Here is a 22,016-nt window from a genome sequence, read left to right on the forward strand (position 1 = left end):
CTTCGTTTCATTGTTGGATTAAAGCCAAGCATCAGCTTGGCTTTTTCTTTAGCTGAACTTTTAATGTCCGAGCTGAACAAATTTGCATCATTTTAGTTCATCGCGTATTTTTTGTATGCAATGTTGTATACAAGATGAAAGAATTAAGGCTTCGTTTTTATTTAAATTAATTAAAAACAATAGCTTGTTGTGTTGGCACAGAAATTGAATAACTCCACCCAGTAAAAATCACAATATTGATGGGTGGAGAGAAAGATGCAAAACAAATTGATGTCGATGTCAATCCTGATGACAGCCATGATGGGGATCGGTCTGGTTGGCTGTTCAAAACCAGCAGAAAAAACAGAACAAACCAAAACAGAAGCCAAAACTGCGCCCGCAGCCAGCGGCGATACCATTAAGGTCGGGATTCTACATTCACTTTCGGGCACCATGGCGATTTCAGAAACGTCGCTGAAAGACACTGCCTTGATGGCCATTAATGAGATCAATGCCAATGGTGGGGTACTGGGTAAAAAATTAGAACCTGTGATTGTTGACCCTGCATCGGATTGGCCATTGTTTGCAGAAAAAGCCCGTCAGTTGATTACTCAAGATAAGGTCGCAGTCATTTTTGGTTGTTGGACATCCGTTTCGCGTAAATCAGTTCTACCTGTGGTCGAAGAACTGAATGGCTTGTTGTTCTATCCCGTGCAATATGAAGGCCAAGAACAATCTAAAAATATCTTCTACACCGGTGCAGCGCCAAATCAACAAGCGATTCCAGCGGTTGAATACTTGATGGGGGATGAAGGCGGTAAAGCAGAACGTTTTGTATTACTCGGCACCGATTATGTCTATCCACGAACCACCAATAAAATCTTACGTGCCTTCCTGAAGTCGAAGGGTGTAGCGGATGCTGACATCATGGAAGAGTACACCCCATTTGGTCACAGCAATTATCAAACCATTGTTTCCAATATTAAGAAGTTCTCTGCGGGTAAAAAGACTGCGGTAATTTCGACTATTAATGGCGACTCCAATGTGCCGTTCTATCGTGAACTAGGCAATCAAGGCATTAAAGCATCGGATATTCCTGTGATGGCCTTCTCGGTGGGTGAGGAAGAATTACGTGGGATCGATACCAAACCATTGGTCGGTCATTTAGCGTCATGGAATTATTTCATGTCGGTGAAAAATCCGAAGAACACTGAGTTTGTGAATAAATTCAAACAATATGCAGTGGAATACAAACTTCCAAATGCAGACAAAGTGGTGACCAACGATCCGATGGAAGCGACCTATGTCGGTATCAATATGTGGAAGCAAGCGGTTGAAAAAGCAGGCACGACAGAGGTCGACAAAGTCCGTGATGCGATGGCAGGTCAGACCTTTGCTGCACCATCGGGCTACACGCTCAAAATGGATGAAACCAATCACCATCTGCATAAACCCGTAATGATTGGGCAAATCCGTGCTGATGGTCAATTTGATGTGGTCTATAAAACACCGCAAACCATCAAGGCGGAGCCTTGGAGTCCGTATATCCCGAAATAAAGTTTTTTCGCCTGCTGTGCTGTATTGGCAGCAGGTATTTTTATTCTGATTTTTTGATCTATTTAAAACCGTTAATCATAAGGGGAGTTCTATGGCGAAACACTATGTTTTGGCACTGCTCTGCATCATGGCACAGATGATTTTTAGTCCAGTATGGGCAGAAGCCACATCCGCAACAACCGTGACGTCTACAGCTTCTCAAGATGCCATTCAGACCTTTGTGAAGTCCGATTTTGCGACGCGTCGTGCCATGCTCAATCAATGGCCTGCCAGTATTGAACAACTGGATCAACTGGTCGCCTATATTGATCAAAATGAGCTGTATACCGATAGCGCAGGCAATACTTATCTGTTAAAAAATGATGACAAGCTGTTCAGTTATCCTGAGCAGCAGGCGCTGGAACAATGGCCTGCGGATTTATCCCAAGTGACTTTGGTGAATACCTTACGCAAGGCGCTGAATTTTGGTCAAGCCAAGGCCAAGCTGAATTCTACAGATGCTTCACAACGTTTAGCTGCGGTGGATATTTTAGAAAATAATTTGGCTGAACTCGATGTAACGATGGTGAAGCAGCTTTATCTGAATGAAAAAAATGATCAGGTCAAAGCACGTTTAGCACAGCTCAAAGCCCGTTTGGATTTTAACAGTGCTGATGCGTTTACCAAGCTTGAAGCAGTAAAGGTCTTGGCTGATTCAAATCGTCCTGATGTATTCGCCTTAATCAATCAAACTTTAGAACAACCGCAAAGCAATCCTGCATTGAAGGCAGCGTTGCAGGATGCACACAATAAAATTAAAACCCGATTACAAATCAGTGAGTGGTCAGGCCATGTCTTTTCAGGTCTGAGTACGGCCAGCATTTTGCTGCTTGCGGCACTCGGCTTAGCCATTACCTATGGTCTGCTTGGGGTGATTAACATGGCACATGGTGAGCTGATCATGATCGGTGCCTATACCACCTATGTGATTCAAAGCTTTTTTAAAACCCATTTTGCTGGGCTGGTGGACTGGTATCTATTGGCGGCAATTCCTGCGGCTTTTCTGGTCAGTGCCTTGATGGGCATGTTGATTGAACGCACCGTGATCCGTCCGTTGTATGGCCGTCAATTGGAGACTTTACTTGCGACCTTTGGGGTGAGTCTGATCCTGATGCAATTGGTGCGTATGGTGTTTGGTGCGCAAAATGTCGAGGTTTCTAACGTGGCATGGCTGAGTGGTGGCATCGCGGTGACGCCAAGCTTAATGCTGCCTTATAACCGAATTGCCATTATTGGCTTTACTGTTGCAGTGCTATTACTGCTGCTGTTTTTACTCAATAAAACCCGTTTTGGTTTATTTGTGCGTGCGGTGACACAAAATCGTCAAATGGCACGTGCAGTGGGCATCCGTTCTGCGCGAATTGACATGATGGCCTTTGGTCTGGGTTCAGGCTTGGCTGGGTTGGCAGGTTGTGCCTTGGCGCAGGTGGGGAATGTTGGCCCAGATCTCGGTCAAAACTACATTATTGATGCCTTCCTTGTGGTTGTTGTTGGTGGTGTCGGTCAAGTGTGGGGTGCGGTATTGGCAGCACTCGGACTGGGGATTAGCGGTACAGTTTTAGAGATTGGCTTAGGCGCAGTGCTCGCAAAAATTATTCTCTTGGTTCTTGTGATTTTGTTTATCCAAAAGCGTCCACAAGGTTTGTTTGCCATCAAAGGCCGTTTTGTGGAGTAAGCCAATGAAAATCACTTCTTTATTTGCCGACAAACCGTATAGCGCTGTGGCGATTGTAGTCTGTTTCGGCGTGCTATTGTTGTTGCCTTGGCTACACCTGTTATCTCCTGACTCGGCCTTTTATCTGTCTGCTTACTGGATTACCTTGATTGGCAAAATCATGTGTTTGGCTTTGGTGGCTTTGGCATTGGATTTGGTCTGGGGCTATGCTGGAATTCTAAGCTTGGGGCATGGTTTGTATTTTGCCTTGGGTGGTTATGCCTTTGGCATGTACCTGATACGTCAATCCGCAGGTGACGGTCTGCCTGATTTTATGCGCTTCCTCAGTTGGACCGAGTTGCCTTGGTATTGGATCGGGACTGAGCATATCGCTTGGGCCTTGGCTTTAGTCATTCTTGTACCAGGTTTGATCGCATTTATCTTTGGCTTTTTTGCCTTTCGCTCCAAAATCAAAGGCGTGTATTTCTCGATTATTACTCAAGCCATGACCTTTGCTGCAGCGTTACTGTTCTTCCGTAATGAAACAGGCTTTGGGGGCAATAATGGTTTTACAGGCTTTAAAACAATTTTGGGTTTTGATATTACCTCTGCACCAATGCGCGCAACGCTATGCTTTGTGACTGCGTTGATGTTGATGTTGTGCTTCCTTGGTCTGCGCCAACTGATGAATCGTCCTTATGGACGGGTCTTGGGTGCAATTCGTGACAGTGAAAATCGCTTGCAATATCTCGGTTATCGCACCCTGTGGTACAAGCTGTCGGCATGGGTATTGTCGGCGGTGATTGCGGGTATTGCTGGGGCGTTATATGTGCCGCAGGCGGGCATCATCAATCCAAGTGAAATGAACCCCGTCAACTCAATCGAAATGGCGGTGTGGGTGGCTGCGGGTGGACGTGGCACTTTGATTGGCCCGATTTTAGGGGCAGGTTTAATCAATGCAGTAAAAACCTACTTCACTGTGGCTGCGCCAGAAGCGTGGTTATTGATCTTGGGGGCGCTGTTCATTGTGGTGACCTTGTTCTTACCTAAGGGTGTGATTGGTTTATTTGACCGTTTTAAAAAGGAGCGTGATTAAATGAGTGATGTATTAATAGACTCAGCTCAACATGGCGGTCAACTGGGCGAGGGCTATGGTCGTGCCAAGCCACAAGGTGCGGATTTTAGCCATGGCATTGCTTTATATCTGGAAAAAGTCAGTGTCTGGTTTGATTCATTTCGGGCGCTCAATGATCTGTCGCTGTACATTGCCGAGGGTGAGTTGCGTTGCATTATTGGACCGAATGGGGCAGGAAAAACCACGCTGATGGATGTGATTACTGGTAAAACCCGTCCAACCACAGGCACGGCATTTTTTGGGCAAAACTATGATCTTGCCAAAATGAGTACCGAGCAAATTGCCGAAGCAGGCATCGGTCGAAAATTCCAGAAACCAACAGTATTTGAAAATTTTACTGTCATGGAAAATCTACTGTTGGCAGCACCTCGAGATAAACGGGTGAAGAAAAGCTTCTTTTCTCGTTTAGACCCAGAAGCGCAACTGGCTTTGGATGAAAGTTTGGAACAGATTCGTTTAAAGGAGTTTGTACACAAGCCCGCGGGTCTGCTGTCACATGGGCAAAAACAGTGGTTGGAAATTGGTATGTTACTGATGCAACGACCAAAATTAATTTTACTGGATGAGCCTGTTGCAGGGATGACCGATGCTGAAACTGAACGCACCGCTGAACTGTGTCTGGAACTGAAAAAGAATCACACCCTTGTGGTGGTTGAACATGACATGAGCTTTATTGACACCATTAGTGAAAAAGTCACGGTACTGGCACAAGGGGCAATCTTGGCCGAGGGTACATTGGCAGAAGTTCAGGCCAATGAAGATGTGATTGAAAAATATTTAGGACGCTAGGAGAGACACATGCTAGAAGTGAAGCAAATTAATCAATTCTATGGTGGCAGTCATATTCTGCGTGATGTGTCTTTTAACGCGCCTGTGGGTGAATGTAGTGTGGTCTTAGGCCGTAATGGGGTGGGCAAAACCACCTTGCTGAAATGCTTGATGGGGATTCTGCCGATTAAGTCAGGGCAAATTTTGCTGGATGGTAAAGATATCGCCAAAATGTCCCCTGAGCAACGGGTGCGAGCAGGTTTGGCCTATGTGCCGCAAGGTCGCGATATCTTTTCGACTTTAACGGTAGAAGAAAATATTTTAATTGGCATGGCGAAATTCTCAGGGGCTAAGACACGTAAGGTGCCAAGCCATTTATATGAAATCTTTCCTGTACTGGATGAAATGAAGCACCGCCGTGGCGGTGATTTATCGGGGGGGCAGCAGCAGCAGCTTGCGATTGCTCGAGCGTTGGCTTCAGAGCCAAGCGTATTAATTCTGGATGAACCGACCGAAGGGATTCAGCCTTCAATTATTAAAGATATTGGGCGGGTGATCCGTAAGTTGGCTGATCAAGGTGAAATGGCGATTATTTTGGTGGAGCAGTTTTATGATTTTGCCGAAGAGTTGGCGGATGCGTATACCGTGATGGCGCGTGGGCAGGTGATTGCACAGGGGCTAGGGGTAGAAATGCCTGAAAAGGGGATTCGGGAGTTGGTGGCGATTTAAAACACTCGAAAGAGATTTTCCACCTACGGCCTGATTAAACAGTGATCATTGTGGAATCTTATTGTTTTATATCTAATCTTAGGATAAACCTGCGGTTCGCCCTACTTTGGTTTCGCCCAAAGTAGGCAAAGGCATTGTCATCTACAAAACCTGTTCGCTTCTTTCAATACATCAAATGATATTGCAAAAACAGTCTCTTGCGAATACCACGAAGGTTGTAGATGACATTTCCGAGTATCATATTTGAGGCTGACTTTTGATGGTTTGTTAACCTTCAACCTTATAGAACGTGCCACCTGCATGAACATTGTGTCCAAAGCCACATGAGGACTCACCACTGTTTTGTTCAACTTCAATTTTTTGTCCAAGCTTTGCATCATTGGCGAATTGAAGTTTGATTTGACAGTCCTCATAGCGATAGCTGGCTTGTTTTGACTTGAGTGGCATACTCGTTTCAAACTGCCCCATATTCGGGCCATAGATCAAGCCGCGCAGCCCGAAGTAATAGCCATCAAATGCAATCGCATATTGATTCTGTTTTTTACTGACTTTGAGATAATCCCATTGCCCAAAACCATTGGCGCGGACATAAGTCCCTTGTAAGTCTGAAGATAGTTTTGGCTTGGGCAACTGTTTTAAGTTGTATTGACTGGTTTTAGAACCCTTATCTCTGAGAAACCAGACTCTGGCCCATTGCGGTTTGCCCAATTTGGCATAACTCAAGCCGACATTATTGTTGGCGATTTCAATGTCTCGGTCACTGACCTGAATGCCACTTTCATCAGCATTGGCCTGACAGAAATGTGTCCATGCAGCTTGGTCTTCAAATTGCTTGGCAGCTTTGAGATATTGTTTTTGATCGTAAAACTTTTTACCTGCCTGCGCATATTGCTTTACTTTGGCACAACCTTGTTGCAATTCTTGTTCAAAAGAAACTTCGGCAAAGCTCGCGCTTGAAGCGATTGCAACGGAAATACACAGACTGAGTTGAGATGTTTTAATCATTTTGGCTATTTTTGAAATCAAGTATTGCTTTCATTCTAAGCCACAATTTAGTCGTAGGACAGTAGGGTAACAGTAAGGTTTTTATTGAGATTCTGTGAGTTGCAGTTGCATCCAGACCAAATCCCGCCATGTGCCAAACTTTTGACCCACTTGTGGCATATAACCAGTTTGAATAAAGCCAAGCTGTTCATGTAACACAATCGAGCCCTTATTTTCACTATCAATCGCAGCTACCATGATATGCATGTTTTGCTGTTTGGCCAGATGAATGAGCTGTTGCATCAGCGCTTTACCCAGTCCTTGGCGAGCGTAGCTTGGGTCAACAAAAACAGAATGTTCAATGCTTTGGCGATAGCCGCTGATGGTCCGAAATGCAGTGTAATAGGCATAGCCTGCCACTTGATGGCTATTTAGGTCTTCAACCACGATCATGGGAAATTGTTGTTGCTGCATGCCGTGAAAACGTTGCTGATAATCTGTTAAGGAAACCGCCTGATCATTCCAATTCGCTGTGCCATTCAGGATCTCTGTATTATAGATCGCGAGGATTTGTTCGAGGTCATCCACCGTGGCAAAACGAATGTGGAAATGTGCGGCTAGGGCAGAAGCGGCAAGTGCAATATTTACAGACATGGGCGAAGGTCATCAAATCAGGAAAAACAACAGATGCAACATTGGTCGAACAAAAGATCAACTCGCATTTATATTCGGTGATGCAAACAAAAACAGCAAGGGAATCCTTGCTGTTTTTTAACATTCTAATCAGATTAGAAATGGTATTTAATCAAAGCGCTGACGTTGTTTTCGTCACGGTTTTTCATACCAAATTTGTTATTCCAAACTGAATGCTCAACACCTAAATAAAGGCGAGTGTCTGGTGAAATGTGTTTGCCTAGATTCCACTTATATTGTGTGGTCCAGTTCAGTTCGCTGGCGTGATCTTTTTCGCCAGTCGACCAGTCAAGGAAACCATCCACCAAGAAATCTTCGTTCGATACTTTAAATGGCAAAGCATAAGCAATGGTCATTTGATAGTCATCAGCGGTATTTTCGTTGTTGGCGCGGTAGAAGTTTACATTCGCATATTGGAAATATGGAATGGCAAGATCGAAACCGACACCATACAAGAAGTTGTCAAAGCTAGAAAAGTCATCATTGTTGCTTTCCCAAGTAGTTGAGATCAGCACATCTTTGATTGGACCAAACGCAAGTTTTTGACCTGAAATTTCACCCAAGCTTAAACGTGGAGAAAGCTCGAAATAGGTGCTTTTGTGGTCATCGCTGCCACGCATACGGTCCATAAAGAAGAATACATCGGCATATTTTACTTTTGCCGCATATTCAACCGTGATGGTTGTTTGCTTTTCATCAACAACTTCGTAGTTCTCACCATACAAACCAGTCAAGCTGAAATCTTGCCAAATTGGCTTTGCTTGAGTGAACGCTGCTGTAGATACCAATAAACCTGTTGCTGCAAGTTGCTTCAATTGCATTTAAAAAATCTCCCCCCAAAAGGCGTGTCAAGGATACAAGGTATTAAGCAAAAATAAAGCCAAATTTGACCAAATGAACAAAAGAATTGTATATGCATAGACGTGTCTAAAAAGGCATGAATGTTAAGCAACTTTTTGTTGAAGATTTCATCAAAATGTCAAAAATCAGCTTGCATATTTCAAAGGAAAGTCAGATATTGGAGGTATAGAAGATCTTCTTACATACTGAAAAGCAACAGATGCAAAGCGAGGAGACAACAGGTATTTACATAATCAGAATATACAACTGCACTGAATGATTGCATGCTCAAAGTGTGCCAGATAAGAAAGTTTTGTAGCACCGTCTCACAGATAAGAGAGGAAGATATTTATGAATATTGAAATCCGTACAGATAAAAACATTCAAGGTAGTGAACGCTTAATCAGTTATGTTCGTGCAGAACTTACACAAGAATTTCAACGCTATAGCGAGCGTATTACACATTTTTCGGTTCATATTAGTGATGAGAACGGGGAGAAAACGGGCGATCATGACAAACGTTGTATGATTGAGGCTCGTCCAGCAGGAATGAAACCTGTTGCAGTAACACATAAAGCAGGCAATATTGATAATTCGATTCATGGTGCGATTGAGAAACTGAAACGTAGTTTGGAGCATCTATATGAGAAAAAAGAGCATCATCGTGGTGGTTTACCAGAATATGTTGATGTCGATGACGACGTAAAAGTGGATGATGAAGCGTAAAAATGACGCATAAAAAAAGCCCTGTTTAGGGCTTTTTTTATGCGTGTATCAAATTTATACATGATTTTTTAGATGCTTTTATAAAATCCTGTCAGGATATTCGGCATAATAGACCCATTAAAAAATATTGTGAGAATTGGTCATGTTAAATAAGCAACAGCAGGCCTTGGTGCAAGCCATACAACAACTCGATTTAGACCAAGTGCAAACTTTACTTGCTGAAGGACTCGACCCAAATTTTATTGATCCTGAACAAGGCCCACCTGTTTCTTTGATTTGTGATGGCTTATTCGCGTGGTGGGAAAAAATCTGTGAAGCTTACGAAGCAGGTAAACCGTTGAGCGAAGAACAAAAGCAACAAGAACTTAAAGTCTATCTTGATATTTTAGATGCGCTTATTCAAGCCAAAGCCAATTTACATTTGTGGGATGCAGAAGAATTCTACGGTCCACTTTGGGATGCAGCAAGTTCTGCTTGTGTACCTGTGGTTCAACGTTTACTTGATGAAAAAGTAGATCCAAATACCCGTGACGAAGAAGGTCTCACCATTTTATCTTCGATCAGCCAGTTATTCTTTGATTGTGAATTTGATGAGATTGATTGGTCAGAATCATTGCCAGAAGAGCGTGCAACACTGGAATTGCTACGCCAACATGGTGCAAAAATGTCAAAAGAGCTCAGCGCATAAGCGAAGCCATTAGAAATAGAATGAGGAATAGAATGAAAACATTGCAAACATTGCAAACATTGAGCTTAGTGGCTGCATCAATGCTCACAAGTACGGCTTTTGCGGCTGACTTTTCGTTTGACCGCCCAGGTGCGGGTATGGGCACAGGGATTACCCCTGTGGGACATTTGGCATGGGAACAAAGTTTACCGAGTGTGAGTTACCAAGAAGGTAAGGTCGATGGGGTCAAAGAGAAGACTTTAACCCTCAACGGTGACATGTTATTGCGTACGGGTTTGGCTGATGGCCTCGAATTGCAATTGGGTTGGCAAGGTCCAGTGTGGCAGCAATACAAACGTGCGGGCACAAAAAAAGAGACCAATGGTCTAGGCGATGTCAGCATTGGTTTGAAAAAAGCCATTGATTTAAAAGATGATCGTTTATCCATGGCATTGTTGGCAGAAGCCATTATTGCAACCGGTAATGATGAATTCACCAACCATGATGATATCTATAGTCTCACCTCAGCTGTTGCGTATGAGTTTAGCGATCTGATTGGTACGTCGATCACCATGCGTTATGAAGCACAGAACAGTGACTGGGCTGTGACTGCGATTCCAACCATTGACTATAAAATTGCTGGTAAATTATCGGGTTATTCAGAGTTTGTTTACCGTAAAGCCGAGAGCCAAGATTATGAATATGGTCTTGGTACAGGTCTGATTTATGCTTTGAATAATCGCACGCAATTGGATGCCAGCATCGGTGTTGACCTCAATGGCGATCAAAAAAGTTATAACGGTGGCTTCGGCGTATCGGTTTTATTCTAAGAACAATCCGCCTGAATGTGCTTAAACTCACTTCTATATGAATGGGAGAGCTTCAGGTAGGTCGTAGTGAGAGAATCATGAAAATGTCTGTTCAGGTGGGGACGTCTTTCTCGCTGATGCGTTACTTTCTCGGGACTTTATTGCTGTTATGTGGGTCTCTGACTTACGCCCAAGAAAATTCATCCGCACAGTTGCTGAGTCCTGAACAGGCTTTTGCATTTACGGTTGAATCTACCCAGTCCAATCAGGCACGTTTACATTGGTCAATTCAGCCGAATTATTATCTCTATCAGCATAAGTTTGAAGTGCAGCAGGGTAATCAGCCCGTTGCACTGACTTTACCGAAAGCAGTCGAGCAGTATGATGAGAACTATGGTCATAGCCAAGTTTATTATCAACAAGCCGAATTTAGTATTCCAACTCAAGCCTCGCAACATTATCGGGTCACTTGGCAAGGTTGCGCCAAAGATCGCATTTGTTATCCGCCACAGAATATTGAATTCCAAACTGATGCGGATGGCTTGGTCAGTGCTCAGAATGTCAGCACAAATACCCAAAAAAGCTTTTTAGATGTCGTACGTTCATCTCAAGCTTTAAATACCCAAACAGCAAGCAATAATGAAGCGCAAGCTGAGCCAACTGCGCAAACCTCAGATTCAAATAACTCAGGCGTGATGGCGCAAGACCAAAAATGGTCCAGTGCGCTGGAACAGCATTCCTTGGCTTATAGTCTTTTACTGTTCCTGGGCTTAGGGATTTTATTGGCCTTTACGCCGTGTTCCTTACCAATGCTGCCGATTTTGACTTCCTTGATTGTACGTGACAATAAAGGTGTCAAGGCTTGGTCGATTGCACTGACTTTTGTCGTGAGCATGGCTTTGGTCTATGCGGTATTGGGTTTAATTGCTTCAGCAGCAGGATTGAATTTCCAACGCTGGTTACAACAACCCGCGACACTGATTGCATTTAGCTTTTTGTTTGTGGTGTTTGCCCTCAATTTATTTGGCTTGTTCGAGTTGAAACTGCCTCAGAACTGGGTCAATCGACTGGATCAGCTGCAGTCCAATCAAAAAGGCGGTACCTTGGTTGGCGCTAGTGTCATGGGGATGATCTCTGCCCTGTTGGTTGGGCCATGTATGACCGCACCTTTGGCGGGGGTGTTACTGTTTATCTCGCAAACACAGAGTCAATGGCAAGGTGGATTGTTGCTGTTTACGCTCGGTTTTGGCATGGGGATTCCATTGCTACTCGCCAGTGTGTTGGGGGCGAAAGCCTTACCCAAAGCTGGTGACTGGATGAATCAAATCAAAGTCATTTTTGCCTTTTTAATGCTGGCCTTGAGCATTTATTTTATTCGCCCTTTATTGCCAGAACTCGCGATTCAAATTCTCAGCCTAGTTCTAGGTTTGGCCTTTATCGTTTATGCGGCATATCGTCTGTTTGTACAGAAATCTAAGCTGCAATGGCTCTATGCATTGTTACTGATTTTAGCCATTCCAGCACTGGCTTTTAATCAATATCAGCATTTTCAAAGTCTCAGTTCAGTTCAGGCAGATCAATTGGCCGAATGGCATGTGGCAAAAACAGCAGATGAATTTCAGCAGATTTTAGCCAATGCACCCAAAGACCGTGGCATTGTGATTGATGTCTATGCGGATTGGTGTGTGGCTTGTCAGCCGATTGAGCATCGTATTTTAAAAGATGCAGAGGTACAGCAGGCATTGTCGGGCTATTATCTGATTAAAATGGATCTAAGCCATTATGATGCCTCCCATCAAGCGCTATTGGCACAGTGGGATATTTTAGGGCCACCGACTTACTTATTCTTAGATCAGCAACAACAAGAAATTCGCTCGCTGCGCTTGACTGGTGCATTCCAGAAATCAGAACTATTACAACAACTGGCTTTATTTAAAGGGAAACCATAATCATGTATCAGCTCTTTATCGGCAATAAAAACTACTCTACTTGGTCGATGCGCCCATGGATTTTACTTACACAAGCGGGAATTTCCTTTCAGGAGCATGTGATTCAGTTTGATAGCTTTGAACCTGAAAGTGAATTTAAAACAGAGATTTTAAAGCTCAATCCAACGGGGAAAGTCCCTGCATTAGTGAATGGTGATCTCATCGTTTGGGATAGTCTGGCGATCTGTGAATATATTGCTGAACAGCACCCTGAGCTAGAGTTGTGGCCACAACAGAAAACATTACGGGCTAGAGCACGTTGTATTAGTGCAGAAATGCACAGCAGCTTTCAAAGCCTACGCAATCTCTGCCCCATGAATGTAGAAGCGGATCTAGGTCATATTGGCAAACAACTCTGGGCCGAACATGCGCAGTTACGTGCCGATGTGGCTCGAATTGATCAGATCTGGTCTGAACGTCCGAGCGAAGACGGCTTTTTATGTGGCGAGTTTAGTATTGCCGATGCATTCTATGCGCCTGTGGTAATGCGTTTTGAATGTTATCAACTGCCATTGTCTGCATCCAGCCAAGCCTATGTGCAAAAAATCTTGTCTTTGGCATCGGTACAGCAATGGATAGCCGAGGCCAGACAAGAGCAGATGTTTGTACCTTTTGACGAGCCTTATCGGCAACATCGAGAAGAATTTTTGAAAGCATAAGGGTTCAGTGAGGATTGGCAAAGCCCTAATCAGTCTAGGTTATTGCCAGTTCAGTAAAGATTTTAACTTGATTACGGCCCTCTGCTTTGACTGCATACAGAGCTTGATCAGCCTGACTGATGATCAAATGTGGCTCATCGGCACTGAGTGAACTGCTTATCCCAAAGCTGGCGCTGATGCTAAATTCTTGCTTATAGTCGGTGATAAAACGCAGTTGTGAGATAGCAATACGGCAGCGTTCTGCGATGCTTTGAGCTTGTATGGTCGTGGTACTGGGCAGTAATAAAATAAACTCTTCTCCACCAAAACGACCAATAATGTCTTGATCGCGTAGATTGTTGGTCAAGCATTTTGCAACTTGGACCAAGACTTGATCCCCCATGCTGTGTCCATACTGATCATTAATGCTTTTAAAATGATCCAGATCAAGCAGGATAATCGAGTACAGCGGGTTCGGATGTTGGTGTAACTTATTCAAATAGCCCCCAATGCTGCGCCGATTGAGCACATTGGTCAGCGGATCAAGACGACTGAGAATTTGAATGGTCATCTCCCGAGTCCGCCATTGCGTTAACAAGATTTCAAATAAAAATAAGCAGGCTAACAAAATTGGCAATAAGAAAAACACCATACTGCCCACCCAAAAAGGATGCATTGGTACTTCATTTAAGCGTTGCATGTTGAACAGGGGCGCATAGGTCAACACCCCAATCATGCTTAGATAGTTGCAAAGCAGCAAAGCCAATGTTGCAGGAATAAGCGCACAATAGACCATCCTGCGGTCAAATAGAACCAAACCCACACCGACAACACTGACATAGCCGACCATGGTGGCTGGGCTAAAACTGCCTGCGAGATAGCCTTTGTGGCACAGCATCGCTGTGAAAATTTGCACACTGAGAATCGGGAGCACATTCTGTGCCCAAGTCCGATCTTTAAATATCGCACAAGGAATAATCAGCAGCAGCATCACCGTTAAGGTAATCAGACTGGTGATTAAGTGTGAACGCACAATCCCGAGATTCACCCATTCGGCATATTGGGGGTGGGTCAGCACAAAAATGTCCCAGCTGATCCAAAATAGGCTCATAAATGCAGCCAGTATCAGCAATAAAATACTTTTTTTAAGTATGGTCCAATTGACTACAATATGATGTTCCCAAGAAAGCTTAAAGCCCCATCCTTTTGTGTCAGTTGTCCGATTAAAACGAATCTTCACCATTGGCATGCATCCTTTTATGCAATGAGATTCCCAGCAACTGTAGATCTGTCGTCAAAATATTGAAGAACGATTATTGAAATAACAATAACATCTTTAGAATGAGAAAAAAGACGAACTCTAGGCTTTTAGTGCAAATTAGGACGGGAAAAATTCTTTGATAAATCAGCTGTAATCTAAATATCCAATGACTTTTATTTTATGATGACAAAAGGGAATTAAGAGTGACAATGGCCAGCCATAGCTGACCATTTTTTACACGATTTTATTTGGTTCAGTCACGATCAAGTGCATGGGCAAAATCGGCAATATCGGCCAATGCCTGTTTGGCTTCAGGGAACCAAGCATTAAACATTTGGAAATTATGCCACATGCCGGTATACAGCTTGAACTGGACTTTGACATCGGCTTTTTCCGCTTTTTCTCTAAAGCGTTTTGAATCATCCAATAGAATTTCTTTAGAGCCGACTTGTACCAAGGTGGGTGGAAGCCCTTTTAAGTCATCAAACAAGGGGGAAACACGTGGGTCATCGGCCTGAATGTTATCTGTGAGATAATGATTGATACCTGCTTGTAAGGCCTCGATAGACAAGAGTGCATCATGTTTTTGGTTAAAGCGTAGCGACTCACTGGTTAAGGTCAGATCGAGATAAGGCGACATCAGAATCAAGCCACTTGGCATCAACTCAGTTTGCTGTTTGAGACGTAAACACAGTGCCAAAGCAAGATTAGCACCGCAAGAGTCGCCAGAGATAATAATATCTTTGGGTTTAATCCCTTGTACCAATAACGCTTGATAAACATCGAAAATCGCATCAATCGCTTCAGGATAAGGGTGTTCTGGTGCAAGTGGATAATCAACATGTATCACTTGCATTTGGGTGCGTGCAGCAAGATCGGTCATTAAGGCGCGATGCGTGTTTAAACTGCCGAGGAAAAAGGCACCACCATGAATGTGGAAGATCAGCTGTGTTGCGGTAGCTTGCGCTTTAATTTCTTCTCCGCGCACACCTGCTAAGCGGATCGGGCGAACTTGTACTGTTGGATCTTGTGGAAATAGGCGACACAATTGATCGAGTAAAGGGCGTAATGCATTTGGGGCCAAATTAAATTGACTCGGTGTCCGAATCGTCGCTTTAAGTAAAGATTCAGTAAAATAATATTTCCAAACAGTAGCAAATTTCATAATTTTTCCATATTGTTAGATCAGTATACCAATAAGAAAGTTCTTGAAAATAAGTGATGGCTACGCACGACGATAATCTCTGAAAAAATGTGCGCTATGACACCCTTACTCAGGTTATACCAAATAGTCATAATCAAGAATTGCAATATTGATTGAAGTTCTCAATACTTTCAGTTTGAAAGACCCCTTAAGGATATTACAAAAATGAAGAAAATTGCTTTAGCATTTGGATTGCTCGGTTTGACAACTTTTGCCAATGCAGCGGATGCGCTGAATGGCAGTGTTTGGCAGACCATTGATGATGAAACAAAACAGCCAAAGGCGATCGTGAAGTTCACGGAGCAAAAGGATGGAACGCTCACTGCATCAATTCAAAAGTATTTAGTGGCAGGTCAGGAAAATGCCTGCTCTAAGTGTGAAGGAACGTATCATAACAAACCACTGAAAGGCGTGACCATTGTGAATGGTCTGAAAAATGTCGGTGGTGTGAATTACGATGGCGGTTCAATTATCGATCCTAAAAATGGTAAAACCTATAAATTGAAAGCTGAAATCATTGAAGGTGGTAAGAAGCTGAAATTACGTGGCTATATTGGTGTCGCTGCTTTAGGTCGTAACCAAACTTGGATTCGTGCCAACTAAGCTAAATTTAAATAATAAAAAAACCGAGTCATGATACTCGGTTTTTTTATTTCTGCTCATCTTTAGCGTTTAAGCGGATAAAGCTTGATAGGTGGCTTCATCAAAGCCAATCACAAAACCTTGAGGGGTTTGCAGTACAGGACGCTTAATCAGGCTTGGTTGCGCAATTAGGGCTTCAATCAGGTTCTGTTCATTGCTGGTGGCATGTGTTTGCTCATCGGCAGTGAGTTTGCGCCATGTGGTGCCTTTTTTATTCAGTACTTTGTCCGCACCGATCTCTTTTAGCCAGAGTGCTAAAGTCTCTGCATCAATGCCTTGTTTTTTATAATCATGAAATTCGTAATTGATACCGTTGGCTTGTAATGCATCAAAGGCTTTTTTCATCGAATTACAATTTTTAATCCCGTAAATTTTAAACATGTGAAAAACCATAAAAACAATAAAAGAGATGAGTCAAAGCCTAACGTAAAAGTAGGGGAATGTACCAGTTGAAATTTTTTATCATGTTGATCGGTCATGTATATGAAACAGAAATAATTATGTAGTTTGAGCAGAAGTGATAAAGATAAATTAAAGAAATAAAATCCAAGATTTAGAAAAGAGAAAACCCGCATATAATCTTCCTGATTATGCGGGTCTCATTTCAACGTCCAATGTCTCATCCATGCAAATAAACTTAATCTAAGTTTATTTTATCTTCCTACGGCGTCCTATCCCTTTTTGGTCATCCTGACCGCTTCCCTGTGCCGTGAAGCTATAATGCCGTTCTAGAAGTGAAATAAAAATACACAAAAGCGACAAGTTATGTAAGCTAAAGAAGCGATCAAAGTGAACAAGTGTTCACTTATTCGTGTATTTTATAGTCGATAATCACCGGTGCATGGTCGCTAAACCATTGTTCTTTATACACCCATGCATTTGTTGTGCGTGCTTTCCAGTCTGGAGAGCAGGCATGGTAGTCGATACGCCACCCAACATTTTTCGCACGTGCTTGACCGCGATTTGACCACCATGAATACAATTCTGCTTCAGGGCGAACTTCGCGGAAGCTATCCACATAACCTAACTCATCATACATATGATCGAGCCAAGCACGTTCATGTGGCAGAACCCCCGAAGATTTCTGGTTGCCTGACCAGTTTTTAATATCGATGCGTTTATGCACGATATTGTAATCCCCACAGACAATGATTGATTTATTTTCATCTCGCCACTGTTTGAGTATTTTGGCGTATTCTTGTAAAAACACGTCTTTGCGTGCTTGCGCTTCGTCACCGCTTGATCCTGATGGCAAGTATAACGAGGCAATATGAACAGTTTGTGACAAGCCTAAATCAAATTCCGCCGTGGTAAAACGGCCTTGGGAATCGGCGAGTTCAAAGCCTAAACCATCTTTGACCGATACAAATGGCAGACGGCTATAAATTGCCGTACCTGCATAGCCTGCGCGTTCAGCAGGGAACAGGTGGGTATACCAGCCTTCTGGTTTAAATTTATCGGTCCATTGTTCATGGGTGATGCGGCTTTCCTGCATACATACCACATCGGCACCTGACTGTTCTAACCATTCGAGCAGGCCTTTGGTGACTGATGAGCGCAAGCCATTTACGTTAATTGAAACGACTCGAAGAATTTTTACATCACTTGGATAGCTATCCTTTGGTATCATACGTCTGTTTAACCTCAATTGAAGAATTTGGAGCACTTTATATGACAACGCCTGTGTCATTTCATCCGCAAGCTTTTATCGAACTCGCATTATCACGTGGAGTGCTTAAATTTGGTGAGTTTACCTTAAAATCAGGCCGTGTCAGTCCTTATTTCTTTAACGCAGGTTTGCTAAACGATGGTGAAGCACTGTCTTTGTTAGCGCAAGGCTATGCCGACAAACTAGTACAATGCGACAATGTCGGTGTGATTTTTGGTCCAGCGTATAAAGGGATTCCTTTTGTCGCAGCAACAGCGGTGGCATTGTCTCAAGTGCATGGTAAGAGCGTACCTTGGGGCTTTAACCGTAAAGAAGCCAAAGATCACGGTGAAGGCGGTGTGTTGGTGGGTGCATCGGTTGCAGGTCAAAAAGTTTGGATCATTGATGATGTGATCACTGCGGGGACTGCGATTCGTGAAGTTGTGACCATTTTAAAGAATGCAGGTGCTGAAATTGCAGGTGTATTGGTTGCGCTAGATCGTCAAGAACGTGGTCAAGGTGAGCTTTCTGCGATTCAGGAAGTACAAAAAGAACTCGAAATTCCAGTTCATGCATTGATTACCATGAAAGATTTGATGGATTATTTAGATACAAAAGGCGAAAGAGACGCTTTGGCCAACATGCAGGCCTATCGTGAAAAATATGGCATCTAAGCTTTAGATGTGAACGAAAAGGAAGCTGAGGCTTCCTTTTTTATTATAAGGCGCAGGTTGGATTGATTTTTGATCTTAGTCCAGTTGCTGTTGGCTTGCGAAATAACGGGTGGGCTTTAAGATTTTGACCACTTTATACTCTTTTTTATATCCAGTTGTTCCAAAAGAAAAAAATTACAGTGAGTGAGAAAAAGACGGTGAGTAGGATAAAGAAGAACAAAAGATATTTAGCTATGGAATAACGGCGATAGCTATAGCAAAGTGCCAGTAGTATAGCCAATACAACTTGAGTGATTGGCCAAAATAGAACAGGAATAAGAAAAAGCGCTTCTATAAACGTGAATCGGACCATTATTTTTAGTCGTCCCCAGTTGGTATTTTCACAAAAAATATTCGACTATTCAGCTGAGATAATTTTTATCTCGTCTCTATTTTACAAACGAGTACTCATCCAAAGATGGGTGAGTTTCCAGTGCTGATCTTTAAATTTAAATTCATAGATAATGGCATCTGAAGGGGCCATTTTAAACATACCAAACCAAACACGTACTTGTGTGGGTGAAACAACCTGCCAAAAAACCACTGAGCTTGAAACCTGTCTAGGGTTTAATCCAAACATATTGACTTCAACTTGTTTGGCTGGGGTATTGGAAAGGACGATAGAATCCTTGAGGGACCAGTGTCCTAACTCTTGCATCCCCATATAAGGGGCCAAACTAAAGGGCAGTGAATCCTGAATCTGGTTTGAAAAAGCTTTTAAGCTCACTTGCGAATCCGCATCTGCAGGTGCGCAGAACATATTTTGGAAAAGAGAAATTAAGGCCTGATCCTGTTTGATGGCGAGTCGCCCTTTTAATAATGCTGCGAAAGGAGGCGTCTGTTTCCGACAAAATAGAGATTCAATATAAACACCATCAGGGGTTGACGTGACTTGAGTATCTTTAGACTGACCGAATAGTAATGCACCGATATCTTGATAAACGGCCTTTTCTTCTGTACTGATCTTTTTATCTGCAAAACTGTGACTCGATTGCAGTAAAACGATACTGGCAAATACATATTTAAGTGTGCTTTTCATTCAAAATTATCCAATTTAATTAATTGCTTAATGTTTTAGTCTTGTAGGGGGTGCTCATGTAGTTCGATGTAAATGATTTTTCCAGTGGCTTGATCAATCGCAACACTGGCTTTTTCAGTTTCAAATTCTTTGACGTTCCGATGAGGATTGGTATTGGTGTCTTTGTGGGTCTTTAGTTTTTTCGTCACTTCTTTTTCGGTGTCATCACTGAAAAGACCGAGGGGTAATTTTCGCCCTTTATAGTTTGCAAATGAAACCTCTTGATCAGGTAGATATAACTTGATCGAGACAATTTTTTTATTCTTTAACAGCATTTCGATGCCATTTTGAGGAAACATTAAGCTTTGATCATAGAAATCAAGCTTAGGAAATTCGTCATTCCAGAATTGATTGCTGAGCTGGGGCATTTCTTTGGGTTCGAGTTGATGAACAAATCGCTCAAAATTTTTACTTTCTGTTGTTTCACCCAAAAGATCAAAATATTGATCTGGATCATCAATATATTTTGCATTCATACAGGCGGTAGATAGCCCACATAAAAAGAGAATTAGAATTATTTTGTACATCTGCGTTGATCTAATCGTTTTGGAAAGTTGAGCTTATAAGCGGTTATTTCAAGAGCATAGTATACAGAGGTGTCTTTATAAAAAATAGGAAATAAAACGATGATGAGGTCTGTGGTCATGCGGACCAGAATTTAAACATTCTGATCCAACATTGCAGGCATCAGGATTTCTTTAACACAGCTTGCCTTAGTGGTTGAAAGAATAAAATGAATCGCCTGAATCACATCGGCTAAAGGGATGAGAGAATATTCGGTTTGTTCTAAAACATCTTGAGTAGGTTGATCAATCTCATATTCACTGGCCAGATAGCCCAAGTTCAGTACGCTGACGCCAATCAAGTGTTCACGCAAGATTTCTCGAAGAGATTGCGCAATGCCCCTTAACGCAAATTTAGTTGCGGAGAAAATAAGCTCTTTACCATTATGATTATCAACCCCCCACGTTGAGCCAATCAGAATAATTTTGGCGTTGTCGGAGAGTTTGAGATTTTCAATGAGAGATTGAATCGACAGGATACAGGTGCTGATATTGGTATTGATGATTTGGTTGATTTCAGCAGCAGAAACCTCTTCAAAATTATAGTTTTCGCTAAAAGCTTGTTGTTCCCAAATGCCCACATTGTAAATCAGTACATCAATTTTTTGCTGTCCAATTGCTGTTTTTACATCGTTTACAGCCTGCTCTGGCTTAGATAGATCAGCACGAATCCAGTTTAAGTTTGGAGTTTCTTGTGGTTGGCTGCGAGAGACGCCATAGATGGTATCTGTTGGTTTTGGTACAGCTTGAACAAAGGCTTTGCCTAGACCTTTACTGACGCCGTATATGAGAAACGTTTTATTTGAGTTATCCATCCATCTATCCGTATTTTTAGATTAAAAGATGACTATAAAAGCTCAAGTTGGCTTGAGGTCAATACTTAAACCTATAGTTCTAGAATACGCTTTGGTATATATAAACCTATCTTGAAAAGTGCGGTATCTAAATGTTAGATGTAGAAAAGGAAGCAGAGAGGGCTTCCTTCTTATTGAATTTGGCTAATTGATTATTGGGAATAATGATTAAAAAGGTGTGGAACGTGAAAAGTGATAAAAAATCCGTTCCAGTGCGCTGAACCCTTGAACGGATTAACTTAAGAGATCGATATGTAAGTAAAAGATTCGAGCGTTTTGCATAAGCCGTATTATGTTAATTTGGCTTTGTTGTACAAGCCTACCGATAAGGTCTATGACATGGAAGTGAAGTTCAAAACCAAAATGAATGAGTATCACTATAAGCCTAAATTCTCATTCAACGGCTCAACAATAGAATGCTATACTTAGTTATCCGAAGCTTTACAAAAACTTATAAAATGAAAAAGATCCTAATGAGCCTACTTGCTATTTCAGCAATCAGTACAATTCAAGCGAAAGAATATCCAAGTTATGCAGATGAAAAGAAATATTTACAGATGCTAGAAAAAGTTTACCCACAGTTAGAAATCATTGTTCGTGGCAAATTGATATTGAATAACGCTGAAAATGATGTAAAGGTTCTGACTGATAAAGAGAAAAAAGAAGTGTGCTCAATGGCAAATGCAGTTATAAACGCTGACAACATTATCATAAATAACACAGTCCACGAGTCTTATTTTGAATCAACAAACTATCTCCAAAATTTTATGACCTCAGAAGGTGCTGATAATCTAAAACAAGAATTACAGTTATCAGGATTTAAGTGTGATTAAAATGAAAATTAAGT

Annotated in this window: 23 protein-coding genes; 13 read left to right on the top strand and 10 right to left on the bottom strand. The window is 42.3% G+C overall.

The window, feature by feature from the left end; genetic code table 11:
* Positions 1–255 precede the first annotated feature (255 nt).
* The 5 genes from urtA (at position 256) to urtE (ending at position 5,861) form a co-directional block, all read left to right on the top strand.
* Complete coding sequence (gene urtA / locus NG55_RS09595) at positions 256–1,536, top strand: urea ABC transporter substrate-binding protein (RefSeq protein WP_065343126.1); 1,281 nt, start codon at positions 256–258, stop codon at positions 1,534–1,536.
* A gap of 91 nt (positions 1,537–1,627) precedes the next feature.
* Positions 1,628–3,250: an urea ABC transporter permease subunit UrtB gene (urtB, locus tag NG55_RS09600; RefSeq protein ID WP_065343127.1), complete on the top strand. Its 1,623-nt coding sequence runs from the start codon at positions 1,628–1,630 to the stop codon at positions 3,248–3,250.
* Between the two features lie 4 nt (positions 3,251–3,254).
* Positions 3,255–4,325, top strand: coding sequence for an urea ABC transporter permease subunit UrtC (gene urtC, locus NG55_RS09605; RefSeq protein WP_065343128.1), 1,071 nt, complete (start codon positions 3,255–3,257; stop codon positions 4,323–4,325).
* On the top strand, positions 4,326–5,153 hold the full coding sequence (gene urtD / locus NG55_RS09610) for an urea ABC transporter ATP-binding protein UrtD (protein ID WP_004657105.1): 828 nt from the start codon (positions 4,326–4,328) through the stop codon (positions 5,151–5,153).
* 9 nt (positions 5,154–5,162) lie between these two features.
* Positions 5,163–5,861, top strand: a complete 699-nt coding sequence (gene urtE, locus NG55_RS09615) for an urea ABC transporter ATP-binding subunit UrtE (RefSeq protein WP_065343129.1) — start codon at positions 5,163–5,165, stop codon at positions 5,859–5,861.
* 267 nt (positions 5,862–6,128) lie between these two features.
* Here the strand turns inward: urtE and NG55_RS09620 are convergent, their stop codons facing one another.
* From NG55_RS09620 to NG55_RS09630, 3 genes are all read right to left on the bottom strand, one after another.
* Positions 6,129–6,866, bottom strand: a complete 738-nt coding sequence (locus NG55_RS09620) for a hypothetical protein (protein ID WP_065343130.1) — start codon at positions 6,864–6,866, stop codon at positions 6,129–6,131.
* Positions 6,867–6,947: 81 nt separating this feature from the next.
* Positions 6,948–7,499 carry a GNAT family N-acetyltransferase gene (locus tag NG55_RS09625; RefSeq protein WP_065343131.1) on the bottom strand — a complete coding sequence of 184 codons (552 nt, stop codon included), beginning with the start codon at positions 7,497–7,499 and terminating at the stop codon, positions 6,948–6,950.
* Positions 7,500–7,633: 134 nt separating this feature from the next.
* On the bottom strand, positions 7,634–8,359 hold the full coding sequence (locus NG55_RS09630; RefSeq protein ID WP_065343132.1) for an outer membrane protein OmpK: 726 nt from the start codon (positions 8,357–8,359) through the stop codon (positions 7,634–7,636).
* 370 nt (positions 8,360–8,729) lie between these two features.
* On the opposite strand from NG55_RS09630, the gene NG55_RS09635 reads away from it, so the two are divergent.
* The 5 genes from NG55_RS09635 (at position 8,730) to NG55_RS09655 (ending at position 13,227) form a co-directional block, all read left to right on the top strand.
* Complete coding sequence (locus NG55_RS09635; RefSeq protein ID WP_016542289.1) at positions 8,730–9,104, top strand: HPF/RaiA family ribosome-associated protein; 375 nt, start codon at positions 8,730–8,732, stop codon at positions 9,102–9,104.
* 142 nt (positions 9,105–9,246) lie between these two features.
* Positions 9,247–9,792, top strand: a complete 546-nt coding sequence (locus tag NG55_RS09640) for an ankyrin repeat domain-containing protein (protein ID WP_016542615.1) — start codon at positions 9,247–9,249, stop codon at positions 9,790–9,792.
* A gap of 80 nt (positions 9,793–9,872) precedes the next feature.
* Entirely contained in the window at positions 9,873–10,601 is a 729-nt protein-coding gene (locus NG55_RS09645; protein ID WP_171257963.1) for a transporter, read from the top strand.
* 77 nt (positions 10,602–10,678) lie between these two features.
* The gene (dsbD, locus tag NG55_RS09650; protein ID WP_065343133.1) at positions 10,679–12,529 is read left to right on the top strand and encodes a protein-disulfide reductase DsbD; all 1,851 of its coding nucleotides are present in this window, start codon (positions 10,679–10,681) and stop codon (positions 12,527–12,529) included.
* 2 nt (positions 12,530–12,531) lie between these two features.
* A complete protein-coding gene (locus tag NG55_RS09655; RefSeq protein WP_065343134.1) occupies positions 12,532–13,227 on the top strand; it encodes a glutathione S-transferase family protein in 696 nt (231 codons plus the stop codon).
* A gap of 34 nt (positions 13,228–13,261) precedes the next feature.
* Here NG55_RS09655 and NG55_RS09660 read toward each other — a convergent pair whose 3' ends face one another.
* Positions 13,262–14,449: a GGDEF domain-containing protein gene (locus NG55_RS09660; RefSeq protein ID WP_016542619.1), complete on the bottom strand. Its 1,188-nt coding sequence runs from the start codon at positions 14,447–14,449 to the stop codon at positions 13,262–13,264.
* A gap of 271 nt (positions 14,450–14,720) precedes the next feature.
* Positions 14,721–15,632, bottom strand: coding sequence for an alpha/beta hydrolase (locus NG55_RS09665; RefSeq protein WP_065343135.1), 912 nt, complete (start codon positions 15,630–15,632; stop codon positions 14,721–14,723).
* 204 nt (positions 15,633–15,836) lie between these two features.
* On the opposite strand from NG55_RS09665, the gene NG55_RS09670 reads away from it, so the two are divergent.
* Positions 15,837–16,274, top strand: a complete 438-nt coding sequence (locus NG55_RS09670; protein ID WP_016542621.1) for a DUF2147 domain-containing protein — start codon at positions 15,837–15,839, stop codon at positions 16,272–16,274.
* A gap of 69 nt (positions 16,275–16,343) precedes the next feature.
* Here NG55_RS09670 and NG55_RS09675 read toward each other — a convergent pair whose 3' ends face one another.
* Complete coding sequence (locus NG55_RS09675) at positions 16,344–16,694, bottom strand: arsenate reductase (protein ID WP_016542622.1); 351 nt, start codon at positions 16,692–16,694, stop codon at positions 16,344–16,346.
* Positions 16,695–17,118: 424 nt separating this feature from the next.
* A complete protein-coding gene (locus tag NG55_RS09680; RefSeq protein ID WP_005209503.1) occupies positions 17,119–17,943 on the bottom strand; it encodes an exodeoxyribonuclease III in 825 nt (274 codons plus the stop codon).
* 41 nt (positions 17,944–17,984) lie between these two features.
* Here NG55_RS09680 and pyrE point away from each other — a divergent pair, with 41 nt between their 5' ends.
* Entirely contained in the window at positions 17,985–18,635 is a 651-nt protein-coding gene (gene pyrE, locus NG55_RS09685; protein WP_065343136.1) for an orotate phosphoribosyltransferase, read from the top strand.
* A gap of 433 nt (positions 18,636–19,068) precedes the next feature.
* Here the strand turns inward: pyrE and NG55_RS09690 are convergent, their stop codons facing one another.
* The 3 genes from NG55_RS09690 to NG55_RS09700 all read right to left on the bottom strand — a co-directional run bounded on the left by NG55_RS09690 (position 19,069) and on the right by NG55_RS09700 (position 21,130).
* Entirely contained in the window at positions 19,069–19,713 is a 645-nt protein-coding gene (locus NG55_RS09690) for a hypothetical protein (protein WP_065343137.1), read from the bottom strand.
* A 35-nt stretch (positions 19,714–19,748) separates the two neighbouring features.
* On the bottom strand, positions 19,749–20,228 hold the full coding sequence (locus NG55_RS09695; RefSeq protein WP_032865886.1) for a hypothetical protein: 480 nt from the start codon (positions 20,226–20,228) through the stop codon (positions 19,749–19,751).
* A 182-nt stretch (positions 20,229–20,410) separates the two neighbouring features.
* Complete coding sequence (locus NG55_RS09700) at positions 20,411–21,130, bottom strand: SDR family NAD(P)-dependent oxidoreductase (RefSeq protein WP_065343138.1); 720 nt, start codon at positions 21,128–21,130, stop codon at positions 20,411–20,413.
* A gap of 512 nt (positions 21,131–21,642) precedes the next feature.
* On the opposite strand from NG55_RS09700, the gene NG55_RS09705 reads away from it, so the two are divergent.
* Entirely contained in the window at positions 21,643–22,002 is a 360-nt protein-coding gene (locus NG55_RS09705; protein WP_228704171.1) for a hypothetical protein, read from the top strand.
* The last annotated feature ends 14 nt before the right edge of the window (positions 22,003–22,016 follow it).

The organism is Acinetobacter gyllenbergii (assembly GCF_001682515.1).
GTDB classification, from domain to species: domain Bacteria; phylum Pseudomonadota; class Gammaproteobacteria; order Pseudomonadales; family Moraxellaceae; genus Acinetobacter; species Acinetobacter gyllenbergii.